14 protein-coding genes and 1 pseudogene are annotated in these 18,154 nt (G+C 63.2%); 3 read left to right on the top strand and 12 right to left on the bottom strand.

The window, feature by feature from the left end; genetic code table 11:
• Positions 1-299: 299 nt before the first annotated feature.
• Positions 300-1,781, bottom strand: a complete 1,482-nt coding sequence (locus ACLJPD_RS24325) for a tyrosine-type recombinase/integrase (protein WP_410875090.1) — start codon at positions 1,779-1,781, stop codon at positions 300-302.
• 435 nt (positions 1,782-2,216) lie between these two features.
• On the opposite strand from ACLJPD_RS24325, the gene ACLJPD_RS24320 reads away from it, so the two are divergent.
• Positions 2,217-2,627 (top strand): DUF4189 domain-containing protein, encoded by a 411-nt coding sequence (locus tag ACLJPD_RS24320; protein ID WP_410875089.1) that lies wholly within the window; start codon positions 2,217-2,219, stop codon positions 2,625-2,627.
• 44 nt (positions 2,628-2,671) lie between these two features.
• Here ACLJPD_RS24320 and ACLJPD_RS24315 read toward each other — a convergent pair whose 3' ends face one another.
• The 5 genes and pseudogenes from ACLJPD_RS24315 to ACLJPD_RS24295 form a co-directional block, all read right to left on the bottom strand.
• The gene (locus ACLJPD_RS24315; RefSeq protein WP_410875088.1) at positions 2,672-3,166 is read right to left on the bottom strand and encodes an SMI1/KNR4 family protein; all 495 of its coding nucleotides are present in this window, start codon (positions 3,164-3,166) and stop codon (positions 2,672-2,674) included.
• A gap of 816 nt (positions 3,167-3,982) precedes the next feature.
• On the bottom strand, positions 3,983-5,908 hold the full coding sequence (gene dnaG / locus ACLJPD_RS24310; RefSeq protein ID WP_410875087.1) for a DNA primase: 1,926 nt from the start codon (positions 5,906-5,908) through the stop codon (positions 3,983-3,985).
• A 25-nt stretch (positions 5,909-5,933) separates the two neighbouring features.
• Positions 5,934-7,187 (bottom strand): deoxyguanosinetriphosphate triphosphohydrolase, encoded by a 1,254-nt coding sequence (locus tag ACLJPD_RS24305; RefSeq protein ID WP_410875086.1) that lies wholly within the window; start codon positions 7,185-7,187, stop codon positions 5,934-5,936.
• 1 nt (position 7,188) lies between these two features.
• Complete coding sequence (locus ACLJPD_RS24300; protein WP_410875431.1) at positions 7,189-7,767, bottom strand: YdcF family protein; 579 nt, start codon at positions 7,765-7,767, stop codon at positions 7,189-7,191.
• A 191-nt stretch (positions 7,768-7,958) separates the two neighbouring features.
• Positions 7,959-8,138, bottom strand: a pseudogene (locus ACLJPD_RS24295) (MBL fold metallo-hydrolase); the annotation flags it as partial.
• A gap of 205 nt (positions 8,139-8,343) precedes the next feature.
• Here ACLJPD_RS24295 and ACLJPD_RS24290 point away from each other — a divergent pair.
• On the top strand, positions 8,344-8,607 hold the full coding sequence (locus tag ACLJPD_RS24290) for a hypothetical protein (protein WP_410875085.1): 264 nt from the start codon (positions 8,344-8,346) through the stop codon (positions 8,605-8,607).
• A 210-nt stretch (positions 8,608-8,817) separates the two neighbouring features.
• Here ACLJPD_RS24290 and ACLJPD_RS24285 read toward each other — a convergent pair whose 3' ends face one another.
• From ACLJPD_RS24285 to ACLJPD_RS24270, 4 genes are all read right to left on the bottom strand, one after another.
• Positions 8,818-10,116 carry a HEPN domain-containing protein gene (locus tag ACLJPD_RS24285; RefSeq protein ID WP_410875084.1) on the bottom strand — a complete coding sequence of 433 codons (1,299 nt, stop codon included), beginning with the start codon at positions 10,114-10,116 and terminating at the stop codon, positions 8,818-8,820.
• Positions 10,117-10,466: 350 nt separating this feature from the next.
• Positions 10,467-11,753, bottom strand: coding sequence for a GTP pyrophosphokinase family protein (locus tag ACLJPD_RS24280; RefSeq protein ID WP_410875083.1), 1,287 nt, complete (start codon positions 11,751-11,753; stop codon positions 10,467-10,469).
• Positions 11,754-11,925: 172 nt separating this feature from the next.
• Positions 11,926-12,471 (bottom strand): DUF6998 domain-containing protein, encoded by a 546-nt coding sequence (locus ACLJPD_RS24275; protein ID WP_410875082.1) that lies wholly within the window; start codon positions 12,469-12,471, stop codon positions 11,926-11,928.
• A 1-nt stretch (position 12,472) separates the two neighbouring features.
• Entirely contained in the window at positions 12,473-13,150 is a 678-nt protein-coding gene (locus ACLJPD_RS24270) for an MBL fold metallo-hydrolase (protein WP_410875081.1), read from the bottom strand.
• Between the two features lie 68 nt (positions 13,151-13,218).
• On the opposite strand from ACLJPD_RS24270, the gene ACLJPD_RS24265 reads away from it, so the two are divergent.
• A complete protein-coding gene (locus tag ACLJPD_RS24265; protein ID WP_410875080.1) occupies positions 13,219-15,192 on the top strand; it encodes a TPM domain-containing protein in 1,974 nt (657 codons plus the stop codon).
• Positions 15,193-15,207: 15 nt separating this feature from the next.
• Here the strand turns inward: ACLJPD_RS24265 and ACLJPD_RS24260 are convergent, their stop codons facing one another.
• Together ACLJPD_RS24260 and ACLJPD_RS24255 are read right to left on the bottom strand one after the other, a co-directional pair.
• Entirely contained in the window at positions 15,208-16,476 is a 1,269-nt protein-coding gene (locus ACLJPD_RS24260; RefSeq protein ID WP_410875079.1) for a phthiocerol/phthiodiolone dimycocerosyl transferase family protein, read from the bottom strand.
• A gap of 203 nt (positions 16,477-16,679) precedes the next feature.
• On the bottom strand, positions 16,680-18,080 hold the full coding sequence (locus tag ACLJPD_RS24255; RefSeq protein WP_410875078.1) for a glycine--tRNA ligase: 1,401 nt from the start codon (positions 18,078-18,080) through the stop codon (positions 16,680-16,682).
• Positions 18,081-18,154 lie beyond the last annotated feature (74 nt).

The following is an 18,154-nucleotide window of genomic DNA, read 5'->3' as shown; positions in this document are numbered from 1 at the left end:
TCGAGCACTTCCCCAAGGAACAGCCTCTGCGCCACGTGAGTTGTGGAGCCGCAGATCCGATCGCGCCCCGCGTCGGGCCGGATTTGCTGAGTGCCGATGGACTCAACTCACCCTGACACGCAGAGGTGGCGGAGGGTGCCACCGGCGTACGGCGGCGCCACCCCCGACTTGACCCACAACACAGAAACAACACGGATTCAACAGGAATCAACGGGCCCGAGTGGGATCCAACAGGAACTCATTGAATGTTAACTCCGCAGGCGATGGGCTCCTTGGGACACCTTGAAACATCCTGGGCCTCAAAGCATTTGGACGGCAGGTTTCTGGTTCGAGTCCAGATGGGGGAGCAGTGAATAGCCTCTGACCAGCGAATATTCTCCGTCGGTCAGGGGCTTTTTCGTGTTGGGGGGTCGAAGAGGTCCGTCATGGGTCCGTGATGGCGGAATTCGCGGTGGTCGCGGGCGGCGTGTCCTAGGCGGGGGTCTCCCCAGTGCACCGCGGTTGTCGACCTCGGCATTTCGGGCGGCGTAGTAGCGGGCGACGACGAGGGGTGAGTCGCCGAGTTGTGCGGCGGCGGCTTCGATGCCGTAGATATCGCGGATGTCGGTCGCGACGCGGTGGCGGATCTGGGTGGGTGTGATCGCGGCGAATTTCGTTCCTCGTGCTCGGCGGAGGAGTCTGTTGAAGTTGTTGGGGTTCCAGCCTTCTCCGTGTCGGCTCGGGATCAAGAGGTGGTCCTGGGACTCGACGCGGCAAGCCAGCAGTTCGTGGACCGCTTCGACACCTCGGGCCGAGAGGGCTAGTCGGCGTATGCCTTTGGTTCCCGTCTTCAATCGGGGTTGCCACCGCCAGCCGCGGCCGTCTTCGAGGTTTTCGAGTTTGCCTCGGATCCAGATTCCCGGAACTGGGTTGTCGATGTCGGTGTCTATGACGCGCAGGCCCAGTAGTTCGGTGGGCCGGACTCCAGTGTTGGTCAGAAGCAGGATTGCCCAATACAGCCGGGTGTTGTGGGCGGGGCCGTAGTAGTGGGTGGTGGCGCCGTCGGGGGTTCGGTTGTGGGCCCAGTTCTCGATGTGGCGCAGGAAGTCGTCGAAAAGGCTGGGTGGTAGTGCGGTGGGTTCGGCGTGTTTGCGGCTGGGTTTGAGGGTGCCGTCCATGGGGTTGTGGTCGATCGCCCCGTGGCGGCGGGCGGTGTCGAACACGCCGGCGAGGATGCACCACTGGTGGGTGACCTTGGAGGTGTATCCGCGTTCCATGAGCAGGATCATGTAGTCGTTCATGCGCGCGGCGGTCGCTTCGCGGATCGTCAGTGCGCCGATCGTGGGTTTGATCTTGACGGCATCGGGTCGTGCGGTCGGCCCGTGCGCGGTATCGAGTTGGGTTTGGTAGAGGTGCAGCGTGCCTCGGGCGAGGTGGCCGCGCAGTTCGGTCTCGGCCAGCCAGATGTCGGCGAGGTCGCTGAGCCGGGTAGTCGCGGTCACGGTCTTGCTGCCGGCGTGGGGGCCGGTCCATCGCGCTGCCGCTGCGCGGAGCCTGGTGTTCGCTTCGCGTTTGGTTCGGCCGGCGCGTTTGGGTTTGTGGTAGCCGCCGAAGTTGTCACGGCACAGCAGTCGTGCTTCGTATCGGCCGTCGTCGAGTTGTCGGATGTGGGGCCGTCCAGCGGTGCCAGGTTTGATTGCAGGGGTTGCCATGCTCGTGCGTAGCACCGCGGCGGATCGTGGCGCAACGAGGCGACCGGTGAGGCCCTCGGCCCAGTCGGCTTCCGGCGTTGTCGCCAACATCCAGCAGTCCCTTTCTCGCTGCGGGACAGAATCTTTCATCTACCTGCTGATCGGCAAAACAGGCAGCAGGCACCAGCCCGGGATCTCGGTACCCGGACGGCGCACTGGCAGAACCTGGTCGATGGACAAGTTCGTCACCCCGGTGGCCTCGGCGGTCTGGATCATCGCCCGCGCGCCGATCTGGCCTCCATTACGTCGAGAAGAACTGGACAGACATGCGTCCGAAGTCGCTGCGCGAGGCGATGGCCGCCGACGAGGCCGCTCGCGCAACCAAGGGTGATTAGATCGGTTTCGGCAGATCCGCCACGAACGCCGCAGTTCGTGACGGTCTTTGCCGTGACCCCAAGACTTTTGGGGCGACCTCGCGTCCATGCGCTGCGGTATCTTCCATGCGATCGCCGCACCTAGTCGGCGCGCAGAGGAAGCACACACCACATGTTCAACAAGTCCTTTGCGGCCGCCGCGCTCTCGGTGAGCGCCGCTGCCGTCCTCGCGGCACCGCCCGCCGCCGCCGACCCGGTCAACTGGGGCGCCGTTTCCCTCAGCGTGTGGGGCAACGTCTACGCGTTTTCGGTCAACCACCCGACGGAAGCCGACGCCATTCAAGCCGCCGACCGAGCATGCAAGGGTCAAGGCATCATCGACTGCCGGATGATGGTGACGTTCGCGAACGGCTGCGGTGCAGTCGTGACGAGTCCGCTCGCGATCGTCGCAGGGTTCCCGATCGTGGGCTTCGGTAAAGGGTCGACCCCAGGGGAGGCACACGCAGACGCCACCCGCAACCTCCCCACCGGCACCGGAAGCGCCGGCTCGTTCAATCGCGACCACGCCTGCACCCGGCCTTGATCTAGTTCTCGCACGGTCCTCGGTAAAATGTCGGGCTGACACCCCTACATCGGATTCCTCTGCCTACGCATCGCTTCCGTGGATTCGCGAGTCTTCTGCTGGATACGCCAGGACTGCCGAAGGAATTCAATGAACTCATCTGCAAGCTTTTGATCCTCGGAAAAACCCTCCTGGTAGGCATAGACTGCACCAGATCCGCGCTTAAAGAAATACACTTTATAGCCTTGGTGATGACCGAAGAAAAACTGGCCATCCAACGTTAATCCCTTGCCAGCGACGTCTTCGGCCGCCTCGATGGCATCGAGCATCCGCGGAACGAATAGGTCAGTTCCTTTAAAGAGCGTGCCAGCCTCCTTTCCCATATATTCAAGAAACGCCTGATACTCATCGGGGACAGGAAAGCCATCGGGTGCGACGGAATATACCTGTGCGATCTCTGCCGAGTCGCACCCTATGATCGAGTCGCTCGTTGCAAATCCAGACTCTATCAACTCACGACTGAACGTCTCTATGTCGTGGTTACTATCGTCACGCGCCATAGGTCATACTCACCTCTACTCCAGGATATTTCCTCCTGAATTGTTCTATCACATTCTGACATTTTCGTTGACCGGCTTTCCTTTCATTGGGGCGAAGTCAATGCCATCCATTCCTTCCGTGAAGGGAACACGCCGACGTCGCGCGACTCGGCCAGGAATCTGAGCGTCGCTTCCCTATCCCTATCCTGTCCTAGACCACAGGTCGGTGACTCGAGCACGGGCTGCTTCACGAGTAGATGTCAGGTTGGCCGCCCTGGCTCGAGGCTCGCAGGTGTGCCACTCGACATGGCTGTTCGACACAGGCTGACTCGACCCACAACACGGAAACAACACGGATTCAACGGGAAGTAGCGGGAACGGTTGGGATACAGTAGGAACACCTTCAACGACAAATCCGCAGGTGATCGGCCCTATTGGGGATCGATGAGAAATGTTGGGGCACAACGGAATTCAAACGGCAGGTTTCTGGTTCGAGTCCAGATGGGGGAGCATCAGCCAGGGCAAACGTCATCGTTTGACCCTGGTTTTTGACTATTCCGACCCCTCACTACACGAAAACACATCTTTTCACAGTTTCAGTCGCTCCAAAGTGGCGGTGAAGTCGGGTGCCTGCGTCGGTTGATCGATGTAGAAGCGGCGGGTCACCGCATCGCCTGCGTGGCCGAGTTGGCGGGCTACACCTCCGGACTTGCACGGTCGCGATCATCGTGGCGACGGTCTTGCGGAAGGTCTTGGCTGCGATCCAGGCGACTTGTCTCCCCTCGCCTGCTTCCAGAGCTCACCGAAGCCACCAAGCCGTGACCCGCAAGTCCGTTGTCAGGCGCCGGCCGCGTAGCCCTCGTTGCCCATCGCCTGAGCCGCGAGGCTCTTGCGGTATTGCTCCAACGCCACCAGGTCGCCGAACAGCGTCATGTAGGTTTCGGGCTCCTCGCTGGCCGAAAGTCGCTGCAACTTCGATTTGAGCTCGGCGATCTGGCGGCCCACCCAGGCTTCCTGGGTGCGGGCGAGGATGCCGGTGATGAAGCGTGGAGTGTCGTTCTGGGTACGCACCGGGAGCTGCTCGTTGGCCAGCTCGGAGACCAGGGCGCGGATCATCAGGTCGTCGGTGTGGTCGGCCACCGCGGCGACCCATTCCGCACCGCTGAGCCCAGCCGCGGTGCCGCCCGCTTGGGCGATCATGATGCGCACGGCCACATAGGCGGGGTGGGTGAAGGCGGCGGTGTCGATCGCGTCGAAGGAAACACCCGCGATGCCAGGGTATTGCAGTGCGGCGCTGAGGGATTGGCGTTGGGCGTAGAGCACCGGATCGTTCGGCGCAGGCCGCACCGAGGAGCTTTCCTCGACGCGTGGCGCGGGAAGCGCCGCGGCGCCGGACTTCAGCGCAGGCGTAGAGCTACCGCCCGTCCGGTTCTTCTTCGCTTCCTCACCGACCCGGCGGACGACCAGTTGGATGTCGTCCCAGCCGACCCAGCCGGCCAGCTTGGTGGCGTACCCCTTGCGGGTGGCGTTGTCCTTGATCTGCGCCACCACGGGCACCGTACGACGCAACGCCTCGACACGGCCCTCGACGTCGTCGAGATTGTGTTCGGCGAGCAGGCCTCGAATCACGAACTCGTACAGCGGGGTTCGTCGTGCCACCAGATCACGCACGGCGCTGTCACCGGAGTGCTGACGCAACTCACACGGGTCCTGACCGTCGGGCGCGACAGCGATGTAGGTCTGTCCGGCCAGCCGCTGATCGCCGCTGAACGCCTTCAACGCCGCGGCCTGCCCGGCCGCGTCACCGTCGAAGGTGTAGATGATCTCGCCGCGCCAGAAGTTGTCGTCCATCAGCAGCCTGCGCAGTACTTGCATGTGTTCTTCACCGAAAGCGGTACCGCAGGACGCCACCGCGGTTTTCACGCCGGCCAGGTGCATGGCCATGACGTCGGTGTAGCCCTCGACGACCACTGCCTGATGGCCCTTGGAGATGTCGCGCTTGGCATGATCGAGACCGAACAGCACCTGAGACTTCTTGTACAGCAACGTCTCCGGGGTGTTCACGTACTTGCCGGGCATGGTGTCGTCGTCGAACAGCTTGCGCGCGCCGAACCCGATCACCTCACCGCCGAGATTGCGGATCGGCCACAGCAGGCGCCGATGGAACCGGTCGATCGGACCGCGCTTGCCCTGCTTGGACAAACCGGCCGCTTCCAGCTCCTTGAACTCGAAACCCAAGCGCTGCAAGTGTTTTGTCAGGCCGTCCCAGCCCGCAGGCGCGTACCCGCATCCGAACTGCTGCCAGGAGGCCTTGTCGAAGTTGCGATCGGTCAGATACTTGCGCGCGGCCTCGGCTTCGGGTTCGTGCAGCAGTGCCGCGTAGAACTCCTGCGCGGCGGCGTTGGCGGCGACCAGCCGTGAGCGGGTGCCACGGTCGCGCTGCACCGAGGTGCCGCCACCCTCGTAGTTGATCTGGTAACCGACGCGGTCGGCAATCTGCTCGACGGCCTCGACGAACCCGATGTGTTCCATCTGCTGCAGGAACTTGTAGACGTCGCCGCCCTCGCCGCAACCGAAGCAGTGGAACAGCCCGTGGTTGGGTCGCACATGAAACGACGGTGATTTCTCGTCGTGGAACGGGCACAGACCTTTGATCGAGTCGGCGCCCGCGCGCTTGAGCGCCACGTACTCACCGACTACATCTTCGATCCGGACACGTTCACGGATCGCCGCGATATCGCGATCTGGGATTCGTCCGGCCACAGTGAGCGAGTCTAGTCGGGTCTACTCAGCGGCAGTCCAGCGAGGCGGCGACGCGTTCGAAGCGGCTCTCGGTGTAGGAGGCGATCTGGTCGATCACCACGCGCACGCGAGCGACCTCGGTGGTGGCGGCGTTGAACCAGGGCAGCAGTTGATCGTCGAGGTGGGCGGGCGCGGTGGTGAGCAGGCGGTCGGCGACGGCCTGCACGCGGTCGCGCTGGGTCTGCTGACGGGCGAGGTGGCCGGGGTCGGAGCGCACGTAGCGCAGCGCCACGGTCTTGAGGACGGCGACCTCGGCCGCGACGATCGGCGGCACGATCAGGTCGGCCTCGTAGCGGATGAGCGGGCCTTCGCCGTAGCGCTCGTGGGTGGCCGAGATCGCGGCCGTGGCGAAGCGGCCGACCAGTTCGCTGGTGAGCCGTTTCAAGGCCACCGAGCTGGTGAAGCTGCCGTCGTAGTCGGCGGCGTCGGCCACGATGTCGAGTTCGGAGAGCCGTTGCGCGGCGGCGGCGAGCGCTTCGATCGACTGGTCGGGGTGCTGGCCGTGGCCCTGTTCGGCGAGCGCGGCCTGTTCGGCCGGGTCGGCGAGGGCGCGCAGGTCGATGCGGCCGACGATCACGCCGTCCTCCACGTCGTGCACCGAGTAGGCGACGTCGTCGGACCAGTCCATGATCTGGCATTCCAGGCTCTGCTTGCGGTCGGGCGCGTCTTTGCGCACCCAGGCCAGGCGCTCGAGATCGTCATCGTAGGCGCCGAACTTGGTGCCGGAACCGCTTCTGCCCCAAGGGTATTTGAGGGTCGCGTCCAACGCCGCGCGGGTCAGGTTGAGCCCGAAGCTTTCGCCGTCGGCGTCGAGGATCTTGGGTTCGAGGCGGGTCAGGATGCGCAGGTTCTGCGCGTTGCCTTCGAAACCGCCGTAGGCGTCGGCGAATTCGTCGAGGGCGCGTTCGCCGTTGTGACCGTAGGGCGGGTGGCCGATGTCGTGGGCCAGGCCGGCCAGGTCGACGAGGTCGGGGTCGGCGCCGACACCGTCGGCGATGCTGCGCCCGATCTGGGCCACTTCGAGCGAGTGGGTGAGGCGGGTGCGTGGGGTGTCGCCCTCGCGGGGGCCCATGACCTGGGTCTTGTCGGCCAGGCGGCGCAGCGCGGCGGAGTGCAGCACCCGGGCACGATCGCGGGAGAACTCACTGCGATGCCCCTTGTCCGCAGCCCCCGGCCATGCCGTCTTGCCCGACTCGTGGACCATGCGTTCCTGGTCGTGCGGGATATAGGTCTGTGTCATCTCACTGTCCCGCCTCATAAGGGAAGTCCGCCGAGAAATGAGTGAGCTGATACCAGAGCAGCGCGCCGGTTTCGCGGGCGATGCCGTGGAATTGCGACTCCCTCGTGTAGACGGCCGGACCGGTGCGGGTGGGTGCGCTCCACGCTTCCAGACCGGCGTCGCGAGCCATCGTCCTGGTTCGCAGTGAATGCCACGGATCGCTCACGAGTACGGCCGATGACATATCGCGCTCCCCCATCGCCGATGCCACGGCCTCGATGCTGCGCAGGGTGTCGGATCCTGTTTCGACGGCGAGGATGTTCTCGCTGGGCACGCCCTTGTCTTCCAAATACGTTTTACCGGAGGCAGCTTCGGTGTAGAGGTCGCCCTCCTGCTTGCCGCCCACGGTGATCACCATGGGCGCCACCCCGGCTTCGTAGAGCCGCCACGCCTGATACAACCGCGCCTCGAAAACCGAGGACGGTGTCCCCGAATACTGCGCCGCGCCGAGCACCACGATCGCGTTCGCCGGGGTGTAGTCGTCGATCCGCGCCACCTGCCACACCCGGAACGCCGTCCCGGCGACCAGCACCACCCCCATCAGCACGGCCCCGGCGATCAACCGGACGAACCACACCGACACCGTCGACACCAGCCCGCGCGGATGCCTGACATCCGGGGCGGGCGCGGTCGTTCGCGAGAAACCCGACTTCACCCTCGTCAGTCTGCCAGGTCGGGCCGACGCACCGCTCGGTCAGCGGTCACCACCGGATTCCGTTCCGGTGAACCACGTCACCAGCCTCTGTCGCGCCACTCCGTGAGATGAGGACGGTCGGCGCCGAGGGTGGTGTCGTCGCCGTGGCCCGGGTAGACGACGGTGTCGTCGGGGTAGCGGTCGAAGAGTTTGGTGGCGACGTCGGTGAGGAGGGTGTCGAAATCGGTGGGGTTGTGCGTTTTTCCTATTCCACCTGGAACCACTCAGCGCGGCGCCCCGGCGCGTTGGGAAACGACGGATTCGTCGACGCTTCCGGCGGCTCGGAGTCAAACGCGACCACATCCACGCCACGCCCCGCCAGCATGGCAGCCCAATATCCACGCCCCGCGCCGATCTCACATACTCCGCGCCCGCCGGCGACTCCCTCGATCCACGCGAGCGTGCCAGGCGACGGGACCGCGTATGCGTACGTCTCCTGAGCACAGTCTGCGCATATCCGAGTCGTCCGCTGCCTCGCTCATCGCCACCGGGTATCCGGCGGCCTTCCTCTCGCCCGGCGCCGACAAGCGGCTCGATGATCTCCCAGTACGGATTCGAGGTCTCACCACCAGCGAGGAAGTGAAGCATCCGGAGATCCAGCAGCCTGTCCTGCTCCGGATCGGAGCCGCCAGACAGACTTGCCGCAGTATCGAGGTACTCGGCGACCTTCGGATACTCGGTCTGTAACCTCACCTCATCCGCGAGAAGCGTGGCCAACTGGTCGCGACGATCCGGGGACAGCGTGAAGGCAGTCATGAACCTCATTGTGCCTGCAGGGCGTTCGCAGCACACGGCAAACAGATGCGCCTCGAATCGCCGCCACCGTGCGCTAGTCGCGCAGCACGCCCTGCTCATCGAACGATGAGGAGCGAGCAAGTTTACTCCGTCAGCACATGGTCAGTCGAGCGATGACAGCTGTTTCAGATTTGAAAGGTAGAATCGATAAAAATCGCTACTCTGAATTCCAGCTCGCAACTCGTCGTCGCCCAATCCTGCCACACGAAGTAGAACGACTCTAAGAACCCACCGCAACGACGTACTGACAGCTATCATCCGATCGAGCGCAGTGTCCGACTGAAGCCTGTCGCGCCATTCGAGTTGGTGAGCCAACCTATTGCGAGTGTCCTTGACCGCTTTCAGCCAATCCGGGTAGGTGCTCACGATATCAGGAACTGCTTCCTGTGCACACTTCAGGAGCTCTTCGATGCGAATACCGTACGGCAACTGATTGAAGATCTTTTCGTTCAAAACATCAGCGAAGAACTTATCCATATCAGCCTTTTGCTGATCGTCTGCCGCGATGAATTGTGCAGTTCCAGCTTTTCGCGCTTCACGCCGAATCTTGGCGATCCTAGCACCTGTTAGTCCAGGAAATCTCGGCCGATCCGCAAGTCGTCGATGCAGACCCTCAGCGACCGAGACATAAGTCAGGACCTGGGACTCAATTGGAACCGAATCTGGAAGCGAGCCCACGGGTAAAGCCAAACCATCTAGCTTCTCACATGCCTCAATCCACGACGCAAATCGCTGCAGCGTAAGCAAACGACGCAACGAGAGAGGATCAGGACACACTCCAAATTCCTGATCTCGGCGCTCAGCAGTAAAAACCTGCAACCACGGACCGTCGGCAACTGATCTATATTCGATCGCCGACCCAGCCGCGCGACTGGTCGTCGCGAGCTCAATCAATACCCGAACAGCAAGCTTTATGTTGATATTCAACTGCTGGATCGAAGTTTGCGCAATCCCATTAAATTCCAGCCACATGCCACGCTGACTCTCAACTGCCAGCAACTCGCCCATTTCAAACTGGTGAGCCGTGCCTCCGAGATGCCTCCAACACGACTTCGGACCCAAAAGGAGCCTAATGCCAATGAATGAATTTTCCGTTCCGGACTTAAGGTGCACACCGATGACCAAATGTCGTGCGGAAAATTCCTGTGCGCCACCAAAAGGATCGCTTTTTCCTTGCGCGGATAGTAGAGTAACGTCGTCGCCACTTTCCAAACAACCAAGAATTGTTCGCGGAGCGAAACTCTCAACCTGCTGCTCTACGGTACCGAAGTAGTCGCTCTCGACGATCGGTCCGTCTACTCTCAACGTCGGTTTGGAACCATCCGGTAAATAGGTCAAAGTCCCCCGCTGGGGGCTCGAACCGTAACCGGCTATCCAAAACTGCCCAATCGCGACGGGCATGACCTAAACCTCCAACCTATAAGAGGCTCGTCCATTTCGGAGCCCAACGGTGCACGCGTAACCCTCCCGCAGAACCAACTGCAGATTCCCAAGCCGAACGCTACTCGATGCCGAACCAGAGCCGCCAGCAAGACTGGCCCTGGTTTCCAGATACTCAACAGTCTTCGAGTACTCGGTCGGCAACCCTCTCTCGCTTGCGAGGCGCACAGCCGATTGGCCGCACAGATCCCGGGATAGCAGCAACGCGGTCATCCAACCATTCTGCCCGACACAGCATGGCCACATGCGCCGAACTTGTTAGATAGTTATCGGATCCGAAAGGCAGAGGACCAACACCCAGCGAGATCAAGCTAGGTAGTCGGGGTTTGATTGCTCCCACTTTGGAGATAGTGCGCCACTTCGGAGATAGCTTTATCCAGGAGAGCATTTTCTTTCGCAAGCCATTCCGGTTCTTGCCGAAAATGCCCGTGCATGAATTCATTTCTAAACATTCGAGCTCGCTGAAGATTTGCCACGACCGAGACCGGGAGCCCTTGCGAGAGTAAACCGTCAAGAGCCCTTGGAAACGACACCCTAGACCGTTCTTCGCCGACAACCATACGCTCAAGTTTCATCCATTTTGCCATAAATTGACCAACCAAAATGTTCCGAAACATTTCCTCATTTGAATCCGCGTTTGCGGAATGACGATAAACTTCGCTCAAGTAGATATCCATCGACTCCGGGCGGGCATCGAATATCGCATCGGCGACTTGCTCAGCAACTGGACGGCGGTCGAGATTTGTGTGCATTCCGTCAACGAAGGGCCGGAGCTCATCGGGCGTCAATATTTCAACCCTTTGCAGGAACGAAAAAAGTACATCCACTCTACCGAGCTCAGTCTCAGTTACAGCCTCCTTTCGTATCCCCCTAACGTAACTTAGAAGATATGCCGCCAATTCGTAGTGCGTAACAAAGCTACGCGCACCGTCCTCAATGCGTTGCTGACCTGCCTTTTGCAGGAGCTCAAGAGTGATCTCTCCCGCATGTATCAACCCATTCAGTTGATCTATCAGCTGCTCTTCCTGCGGCGACAGCGGGGCATTTGGCTTATACACAAGGTCGTGCTCGACCTCAGACCATCCATGCATGAGCACCGACGCCACCTGAATTTCGATACGGGCATCAAGGAACCGAAGCTCATTTCCATCCTGCCCATCCTCCCGAAGCGCAACCCGATAGTGAATCGCAGAATATCCCGGAAAGCGCTTCGATTGAACATTCGGATTATCAACGCCCGTGTCGGACTCGCCCGATGGCCGCGGATGCTCAATCCGCTCCTCTAGCATCTCAAACAATCTGACGATTATTGCGTCTACCCTGTCGCGCTCCCCCGGAAAGTACAGCGCAACACGGACTCCAGCCAAGTCAGGTATATCGTTTCGTACGTCATCGAACGATTCATACTGCCGGGTTTCATAACGCTTGATGCACTTTTCCTTGAGGCTGGCGAAGTCTTTCGCACGACTGGTAACCATCCCACGAATACCTGCAGCCTTTAGCGCTTCACTCAAACGTCGTTCCGCAATGCGGGCAGTCTCTAGGTAAAAGTCGTACTCTTTGCGATATTGCGTCATCAATGAATCAATGATTTCCACGAGTACCCCAATTCGAGACGCTGCCACACACCACCCAAGTGAGCTCTTCGAGCGATGCCTATGACGAGCATCATATCGCGACCAGTGGCCTGACCGCCGACGTGTACCGTTTGCGGACGATTACCCATTACGCTTCCGCCATGCGGCATCTCCCGCACCACTCCTGCTGAGGCTAGACGATGCCGCTGTCAATGCTCGCGTATGCGGCGCGCATCTCCGCACTCACATCCGTACCCAACTTGCGCACCTCGCGCAGTGTTGGCTGTCGGCCGTTCACATGAGTGACGTACCGGATGTGCTCAGCGATAAGGCCCGACGGCACCTCGTATGCCTCCGCGATACCGAACTGCGCGCTCTCGAATACCAAGAAGATCGCGGTGTCGTACGCGACACTGCGGAACGGACTGAACTTGGCGGCGCCTCCCGTTGCAGCACGACCACCCATTGCTTTCACCTGGATTCGCTGAGCGTCCCGTGTAGTAATGTCGTGCGACTTCGTGGAATTTGGCTCCAATACACCACCTCGAGCGCGGAGAACGATCTGCTCGCCGACGTCACCAAGCGGCTTGTTGTTGGTCCGAACCAAGCCACGTCGACGGAGTTCTTCCACGATCGCGACCTCCAACATGAGCAACTCGCGAACCTTCAGCGAAGCGAGATCATGGCGAGACATGGAGCTATCTCTTCCTAGACTGTAGTCCGCTTCGAACTCGACCACGTCACCATCCTCTGTCCCGCCACTCCGTCAGGTGGGGACGTTCAGCGCCTAGTGTGGTGTCGTCACCGTGGCCCGGATAGACGACGGTGTCGTCGCCCCAATGATCGAAGATCTTGCTGGTCACGTCGCTAAACAGGGTCGCGAAGTCGGTGGGATTTGTTGTCCGCCCAAGACCCCCCGGAAAAAGGGAGTCGCCGGTGAAGAGGTGGGTGTGGTCTGCGTTGTCGGTGAGGGCCAGGGCGATCGAGCCCGGGGTGTGGCCGCGCAGGTGGATGACGTGGAGGACGAGGTCGCCGACTTCGATGGTGTCGCCGTCTTCCAGGAGTCGGTCGGGGCGGACCGGGATGTGGTCGGCGTCCAGGGGGTGGGCGGCGGTGGGGGTGCCGAGGGACTTGGCGACTTCGGTCAGTGCCTGCCAGTGGTCGGGGTGGCGGTGGGTGGTGATGATCTGTTCGACCTGGCCCGGCGTCTCGAGGGCGGTGAGTTCGATGATGCGTTCGGCGTCGTTGGCGGCGTCGATCAGCACGGTGGCGCCGGTGGTGGCGCTCTGGATCAGGTAGGTGTTGTTGTCCATCGGGCCGACGGACATCTTCACGATCCGGGCGCCGGGGACATCGCGCTGCTGGGCGGCGGCGCCCGCGGTGACGTGACCGGTGTACTGGCGATCGACTGAGACCATGCACCGATCGTAGAAGCCACGCGTCGCGATGTCGTGTTCGTGTCGGTCGCGGGCGTTAGATTCGACGCATGCCGCTGTCGAGGAAGAGTTCGGCCCTGCTCCTGGTGCCCGCGCTGATCGCCGCGCTCGTCGTGCTGTGCGCGCCGGGTGCCGTTGCGGAGCCGCCGTCGCGGATGGGTCCGCAGGTGGTCGACTCCGCCGGTGTGCTCAGCGCCGCCGACGAGGGCCAGGTGCTCGACGCGGTCGACACGTTGTACCGCGATCACCAGGTGAAACTGTGGGTCATCTACGTGCGCGACTTCGCGTCGATGGCGCCGCAGGACTGGGCCGAGCGCACCTCCGTCCTCTCCGGTTTCAGCGATCGCGACCTGCTGCTGGCGGTGGCGGTCGACGATCGCGGGTACTGGCTCGACGGCACCTTGCCCGAGGAGGTGAGCGACGCCGAACTGGACTCGCTGCTCGCCGGTTCGGTGGAACCCGCTCTGCGAGAACAGAAGTGGGCGCAGGCCGCGGTCGACACCGCTGAGGGCATCGGTTCGGCGATCCGTGGTGGCGGGGTGCCGTGGGGTGTGCTGATCCTGCTCGCCGTGGCCGTGATCGTGGTGGCCGGTGGTCTGATCCTGTTCTCGCGCAAGCGCCGTGGTGACCGGGACCGTGCCGAACTGGCCACCGCGCGCGAGATGGACCCGACCGACTCGGCGGCCTTGGCGAAACTGTCGCTGCCGACCTTGCACACGCTCTCCAGCGAGCGATTGGTCGAGATCGACGATGCCGTGCGAACGAGCGCCGAGGAATTGACCTTGGCCACCGGCGAATTCGGCGACACCGCGGTGACCCCGTTCCGCGCCGCGCTCGACGCCGCCCGCGCCGCCACCGCGAAGGCGTTCACCATTCGCCAGCAACTCGACGACGCCATCCCCGAGACCCCCGATCAGCAGCGCGCCATGCTCATCGAACTTCTCGCCACCGCGGGTAAGGCCGATCGCGAACTCGACACGCAGGTCGCCGATTTCGACGCGATGCGTGATCTGCTCATCGACGCGCCCGCCCGGCTGGACGCCCTCACCCGCGACATCATCGAGCTCACCGCACGCGTGCCCGGCGCCGAAGCCGAACTTGTCCGGCTCGATTCGACCTACCCGCCTTCGGTCATCGCCCCGATCCACGACAACGTGCGAATGGCGTTGGAACGAACCACCTTCGCCCAGAACAACATCGACAGCGCCCGCACCGCGCTCACCCGACCCGTCGGGGAGCAGGGTGGTGCGGTCGCGGCGATCCGTGCGGCCGAGGGCGCGATCGGGCAGGCCAGGACCTTGCTCGGTGCCGTCGATCAAGCCGCGACGAATATTCAGCAGGCGCGCGACGGTCTGCCTGCCGCCCTCGAGGAACTGGGTTCAGACCTCAGCTCGGCCAAGAGTCTCACCGAATTCGGTAGCGCGGACCTCACCGCCGCAGTCGCCGCCGCCACCGCAGCCCTGAACACCACGAATGCCGAGACAGATCCTCTCGGCGCTTTCCACAACGCGGTCACCGCCGACGCCGAACTGGACCGGGCGATCGCCGCGGCCTCGGATCGCAAACTGGCCGTGGAGGATCTGCGACGCAGACTCGATCGCACCCTCACCGATGCGGCCGCCCGAATCGACGCGGCGACGTCCTTCATCACGACGCGGCGCGGCGGCGTCGACGCCGAGGCGCGCACCCGGCTTTCGGAAGCGCAACGCCATCTCGACGAAGCCCGCGCACTCACCGGCAGCGACCCCGAACGCGCACTCGTCAGCGCACAGACCGCAGCCGACCTCGGCGGCCGGGCGATGCAGCAGGCGCAGGCCAGTGTGCAGGCATGGGAAACACGCCAGCCGGTGTCCGGCGGCTCGCAGTCCGGCGCGGTGCTGGGCGGAATCCTCCTGAACGAGCTCATGCGCGGCGCGATGAGCGGCGGTTCGCGGCGCGGAGGTTATGGCGGCGGCGGCTACCGGCCGGGATCGTTTGGTGGCTCGTCGGGATCTCGCCGAGTAAGTCGAGGTGGCAGATTCTGATCCGCCGCCGGATGACTACGCGGTGGCCGCGGTTTCCTCAACGCTCCCCTCGGAGAGCTCGGCGACCACGGCGGGAAGCAGCCCGGCGGCGCTGATGCCACCGCCGAGGCGGGCGATGGTCAGCCGACCGAGGTAGGTGTAGACGAGGAAGGTGGCCGCCGCCGAAGCTCCCGTCGACGGGCGGGGATGCGCCGAGAGGTAGACGATCTCGTAGTCGTCGATGACCAGCCCCACCGGGACTCGGAACGTCGGCACCGCTCCGGTGTTGGTCAACGCCACATGGCCTGCGATGGAATGAATTCGGTCGCTACCGAAGAAGTCCGGAAAGTGCAGCACGGACTGTTCGATGACACCGGCGCGGAGATCGTCGTGCAGGCCGGTGCCGATGCGCCGGGCCAGATCGACGAGGTCGTCGGTGGGCAGCTCGGTGGCGAAGGCGGCCAGGCCGGACAGGTTGGTTCCCGCTTCCGCCGCGACCGGCGGATCGAGCCGCCTGCGCATGTCGACCGGGTACACGCACCCCAGCTTGGTCACCCCGTACACCGCCGCGAACGCCCGCAGCACGGCCGCGGTGACCAGCGCGTTCACGCTCACCGCCTGCGACCGTGCCCGCTCGAGCACCCGCGCGGTCTCGATCTCGTCCAGATGGATGCGGGCAGGCCTGGCCAGCGCCGGACTCGCAGGCGGGGACGGTTCGACCACACCCACCGCGTCGGCCACCACCAGCGAACGGGTCACCGGCTCGAGACCCGACAGCGGACCGCGCTCGATCCCCCGTCGCGCGAGCAGCGACTCCAGTGACACCGGGTACTCGCGGGGGCCCGCGGCGATGGCGCCGGTTTCCACGTGATCGGTGTAGTAGCCCCACAACCGCGCGAACAGTTCCACACAATGTGCGGCATCGGCGATGCCGTGGTGGACGAACAACGTGATCCGCGCCCGATCCTCCTCGGCGAGAACCACATCCAGATACGCCAGCTGAGCACCGGGATCCATCGACTCGGTCGGGATCCGGACCGAGTCGGGATCACCGAAACTCACCCACGCACCGACGGCCTCGATGTGCCCGGGCCGCAACAGGATTCCGTTCTCCTCGGCGTCCTCGACGATCCGGCACACCAGAATCGGAAAGGCCTGCTGCAAGGCGGCGAACGCCGCCCCGAGCGCGACCGCGTCGAGCTCCCCGAGCACGGTGACGGACCGTCCGGTGAAGGTCGCATGCCGCACGAATCGCTGTTCCGACGGGTCGAGCACCCGCACCACGTCTTCCGGTTCCCACAACACCCCGAAATCGTGAGGCACACGACTCCCCAACGCAAACCGCCAGCTACACAGTGTGATCAACGTAGCTCGATCAAGATCATCAGGCCCTCAGGGATTTTCCTTCTCGGGCGATGTCTCCCTGAAGGCCTGGTGATCAACCGTCCAGCCGCCGACACGTAGGCGCCCGTGCCGACTCAGGTGGCGCGGGCGCTAACGGTGGGGGATCAGGCGCCGATCAGGCGGGCTGCGAGGTAGGCCTCGACCTTGTCGAGGGCGATGCGCTCCTGGGCCATCGAGTCACGCTCGCGGATGGTCACCGCCTGGTCGTCGATGGTGTCGAAGTCGACCGTGATGCAGAACGGCGTGCCGATCTCGTCCTGACGACGGTAGCGGCGGCCGATGGCACCCGCGTCGTCGAAGTCGACGTTCCAGTTGCGACGCAGCTGGGCAGCGAGGTCCTTGGCCTTGGGGGTCAGGTCCGCGTTGCGCGAGAGTGGCAGCACCGCGGCCTTGACCGGCGCGAGGCGCGGATCCAGACGCAGGCTGATCCGCTCCTCGGTCGTGCCCTTCGCGGTCGGCACCTGATCGACGGTGTAGGCGTCGACCAAGAACGCCATCAGCGAACGCGTCAGACCGGCGGCCGGCTCGATGACATACGGCGTGTAGCGCTCACCGCTGGCCTGATCGCGGTAGCTCAGGTCGACGTTGGAATGCTCCGAGTGCGTCTTGAGGTCATAGTCGGTGCGGTTGGCGATGCCCTCGAGCTCGCCCCATTCGCCGCCCTGGAAGCGGAAGCGGTACTCGATGTCGGTGGTGCCGGCCGAGTAGTGCGACAGCTTTTCCTTCGGGTGCTCGAACAGGCGCAGGTTCTCCGGGTCGATGCCGAGGTCGGTGTACCAGGCCAACCGGGTGTCGATCCAGTACTTGTGCCACTCGACGTCCTCGCCCGGCTTGACGAAGAACTCCATCTCCATCTGCTCGAACTCACGCGTGCGGAAGATGAAGTTGCCCGGCGTGATCTCGTTGCGGAAGCTCTTGCCGATCTGGGCGATGCCGAAGGGCGGCTTCTTGCGCGCGGTTTCCTGCACGTTCTTGAAGTTGACGAAGATGCCCTGCGCCGTCTCGGGACGCAGGTAGTGCATGCCTTCTTCGTCGTCGACCGGGCCGAGGAAGGTTTTGAGCAGACCGGAGAAGTTGCGCGGCTCGGTCCACTTGCCGGGCTGGCCGGTGTCGGGATCGTTGATGTCGGCCAGGCCGTTGGCGGGCGGGTGGCCGTGCTTGGCCTCGTAGGCCTCGATGAGATGGTCTGCGCGGTAACGCTTGTGCGTGTGCAGCGACTCGACCAGCGGATCGGAGAAGGTGGCCACGTGACCCGAGGCCTCCCAGACCTGACGCGGCAGGATCACCGAGGAGTCCAGGCCGACGACATCGTCGCGGCTGGTGACCATGGTCCGCCACCACTGTCGCTTGATGTTGTCCTTCAGTTCCACGCCGAGCGGACCGTAGTCCCACGCCGACTTGGTGCCTCCGTAGATCTCACCGCACGGGTAGACCAGACCCCGGCGCTTGGCGAGGTTGGCAACGGTGTCCACCTTCGACTTGGGTGCCACGCGAGATTTCTCCATCCACTGCGAGTCGGAATTGTTCGGTAGGTCGTACCAGCGTTCGATGCGGCCTACCGTACGTAAGTGGGTCCAGC

The sequence above is a fragment of the Nocardia sp. A7 genome, from assembly GCF_046549215.1.
Taxonomy (GTDB): Bacteria; Actinomycetota; Actinomycetes; order Mycobacteriales; family Mycobacteriaceae; genus Nocardia.
Note: the sequence above shows the minus strand (reverse complement) of the source record. Positions and strands in the feature narration are given on the sequence as shown.

What these genes read in the sequence shown, in the direction of transcription:
- ACLJPD_RS24300 (WP_410875431.1), bottom strand. Translation starts at nt 7,767, where the DNA reads ATGGGGGTGGTGCTGGTCGCCGGGACGGCGTTCCGGGTGTGGCAGGTG.
- ACLJPD_RS24285 (WP_410875084.1), bottom strand. Translation starts at nt 10,116, where the DNA reads ATGCCCGTCGCGATTGGGCAGTTTTGGATAGCCGGTTACGGTTCGAGC.
- ACLJPD_RS24255 (WP_410875078.1), bottom strand. Translation starts at nt 18,080, where the DNA reads ATGGAGAAATCTCGCGTGGCACCCAAGTCGAAGGTGGACACCGTTGCC.
- ACLJPD_RS24270 (WP_410875081.1), bottom strand. Translation starts at nt 13,150, where the DNA reads ATGGTCTCAGTCGATCGCCAGTACACCGGTCACGTCACCGCGGGCGCC.
- ACLJPD_RS24265 (WP_410875080.1), top strand. Translation starts at nt 13,219, where the DNA reads ATGCCGCTGTCGAGGAAGAGTTCGGCCCTGCTCCTGGTGCCCGCGCTG.
- ACLJPD_RS24315 (WP_410875088.1), bottom strand. Translation starts at nt 3,166, where the DNA reads ATGGCGCGTGACGATAGTAACCACGACATAGAGACGTTCAGTCGTGAG.
- ACLJPD_RS24320 (WP_410875089.1), top strand. Translation starts at nt 2,217, where the DNA reads ATGTTCAACAAGTCCTTTGCGGCCGCCGCGCTCTCGGTGAGCGCCGCT.
- ACLJPD_RS24305 (WP_410875086.1), bottom strand. Translation starts at nt 7,187, where the DNA reads ATGACACAGACCTATATCCCGCACGACCAGGAACGCATGGTCCACGAG.
- ACLJPD_RS24290 (WP_410875085.1), top strand. Translation starts at nt 8,344, where the DNA reads ATGCGTACGTCTCCTGAGCACAGTCTGCGCATATCCGAGTCGTCCGCT.
- ACLJPD_RS24325 (WP_410875090.1), bottom strand. Translation starts at nt 1,781, where the DNA reads ATGTTGGCGACAACGCCGGAAGCCGACTGGGCCGAGGGCCTCACCGGT.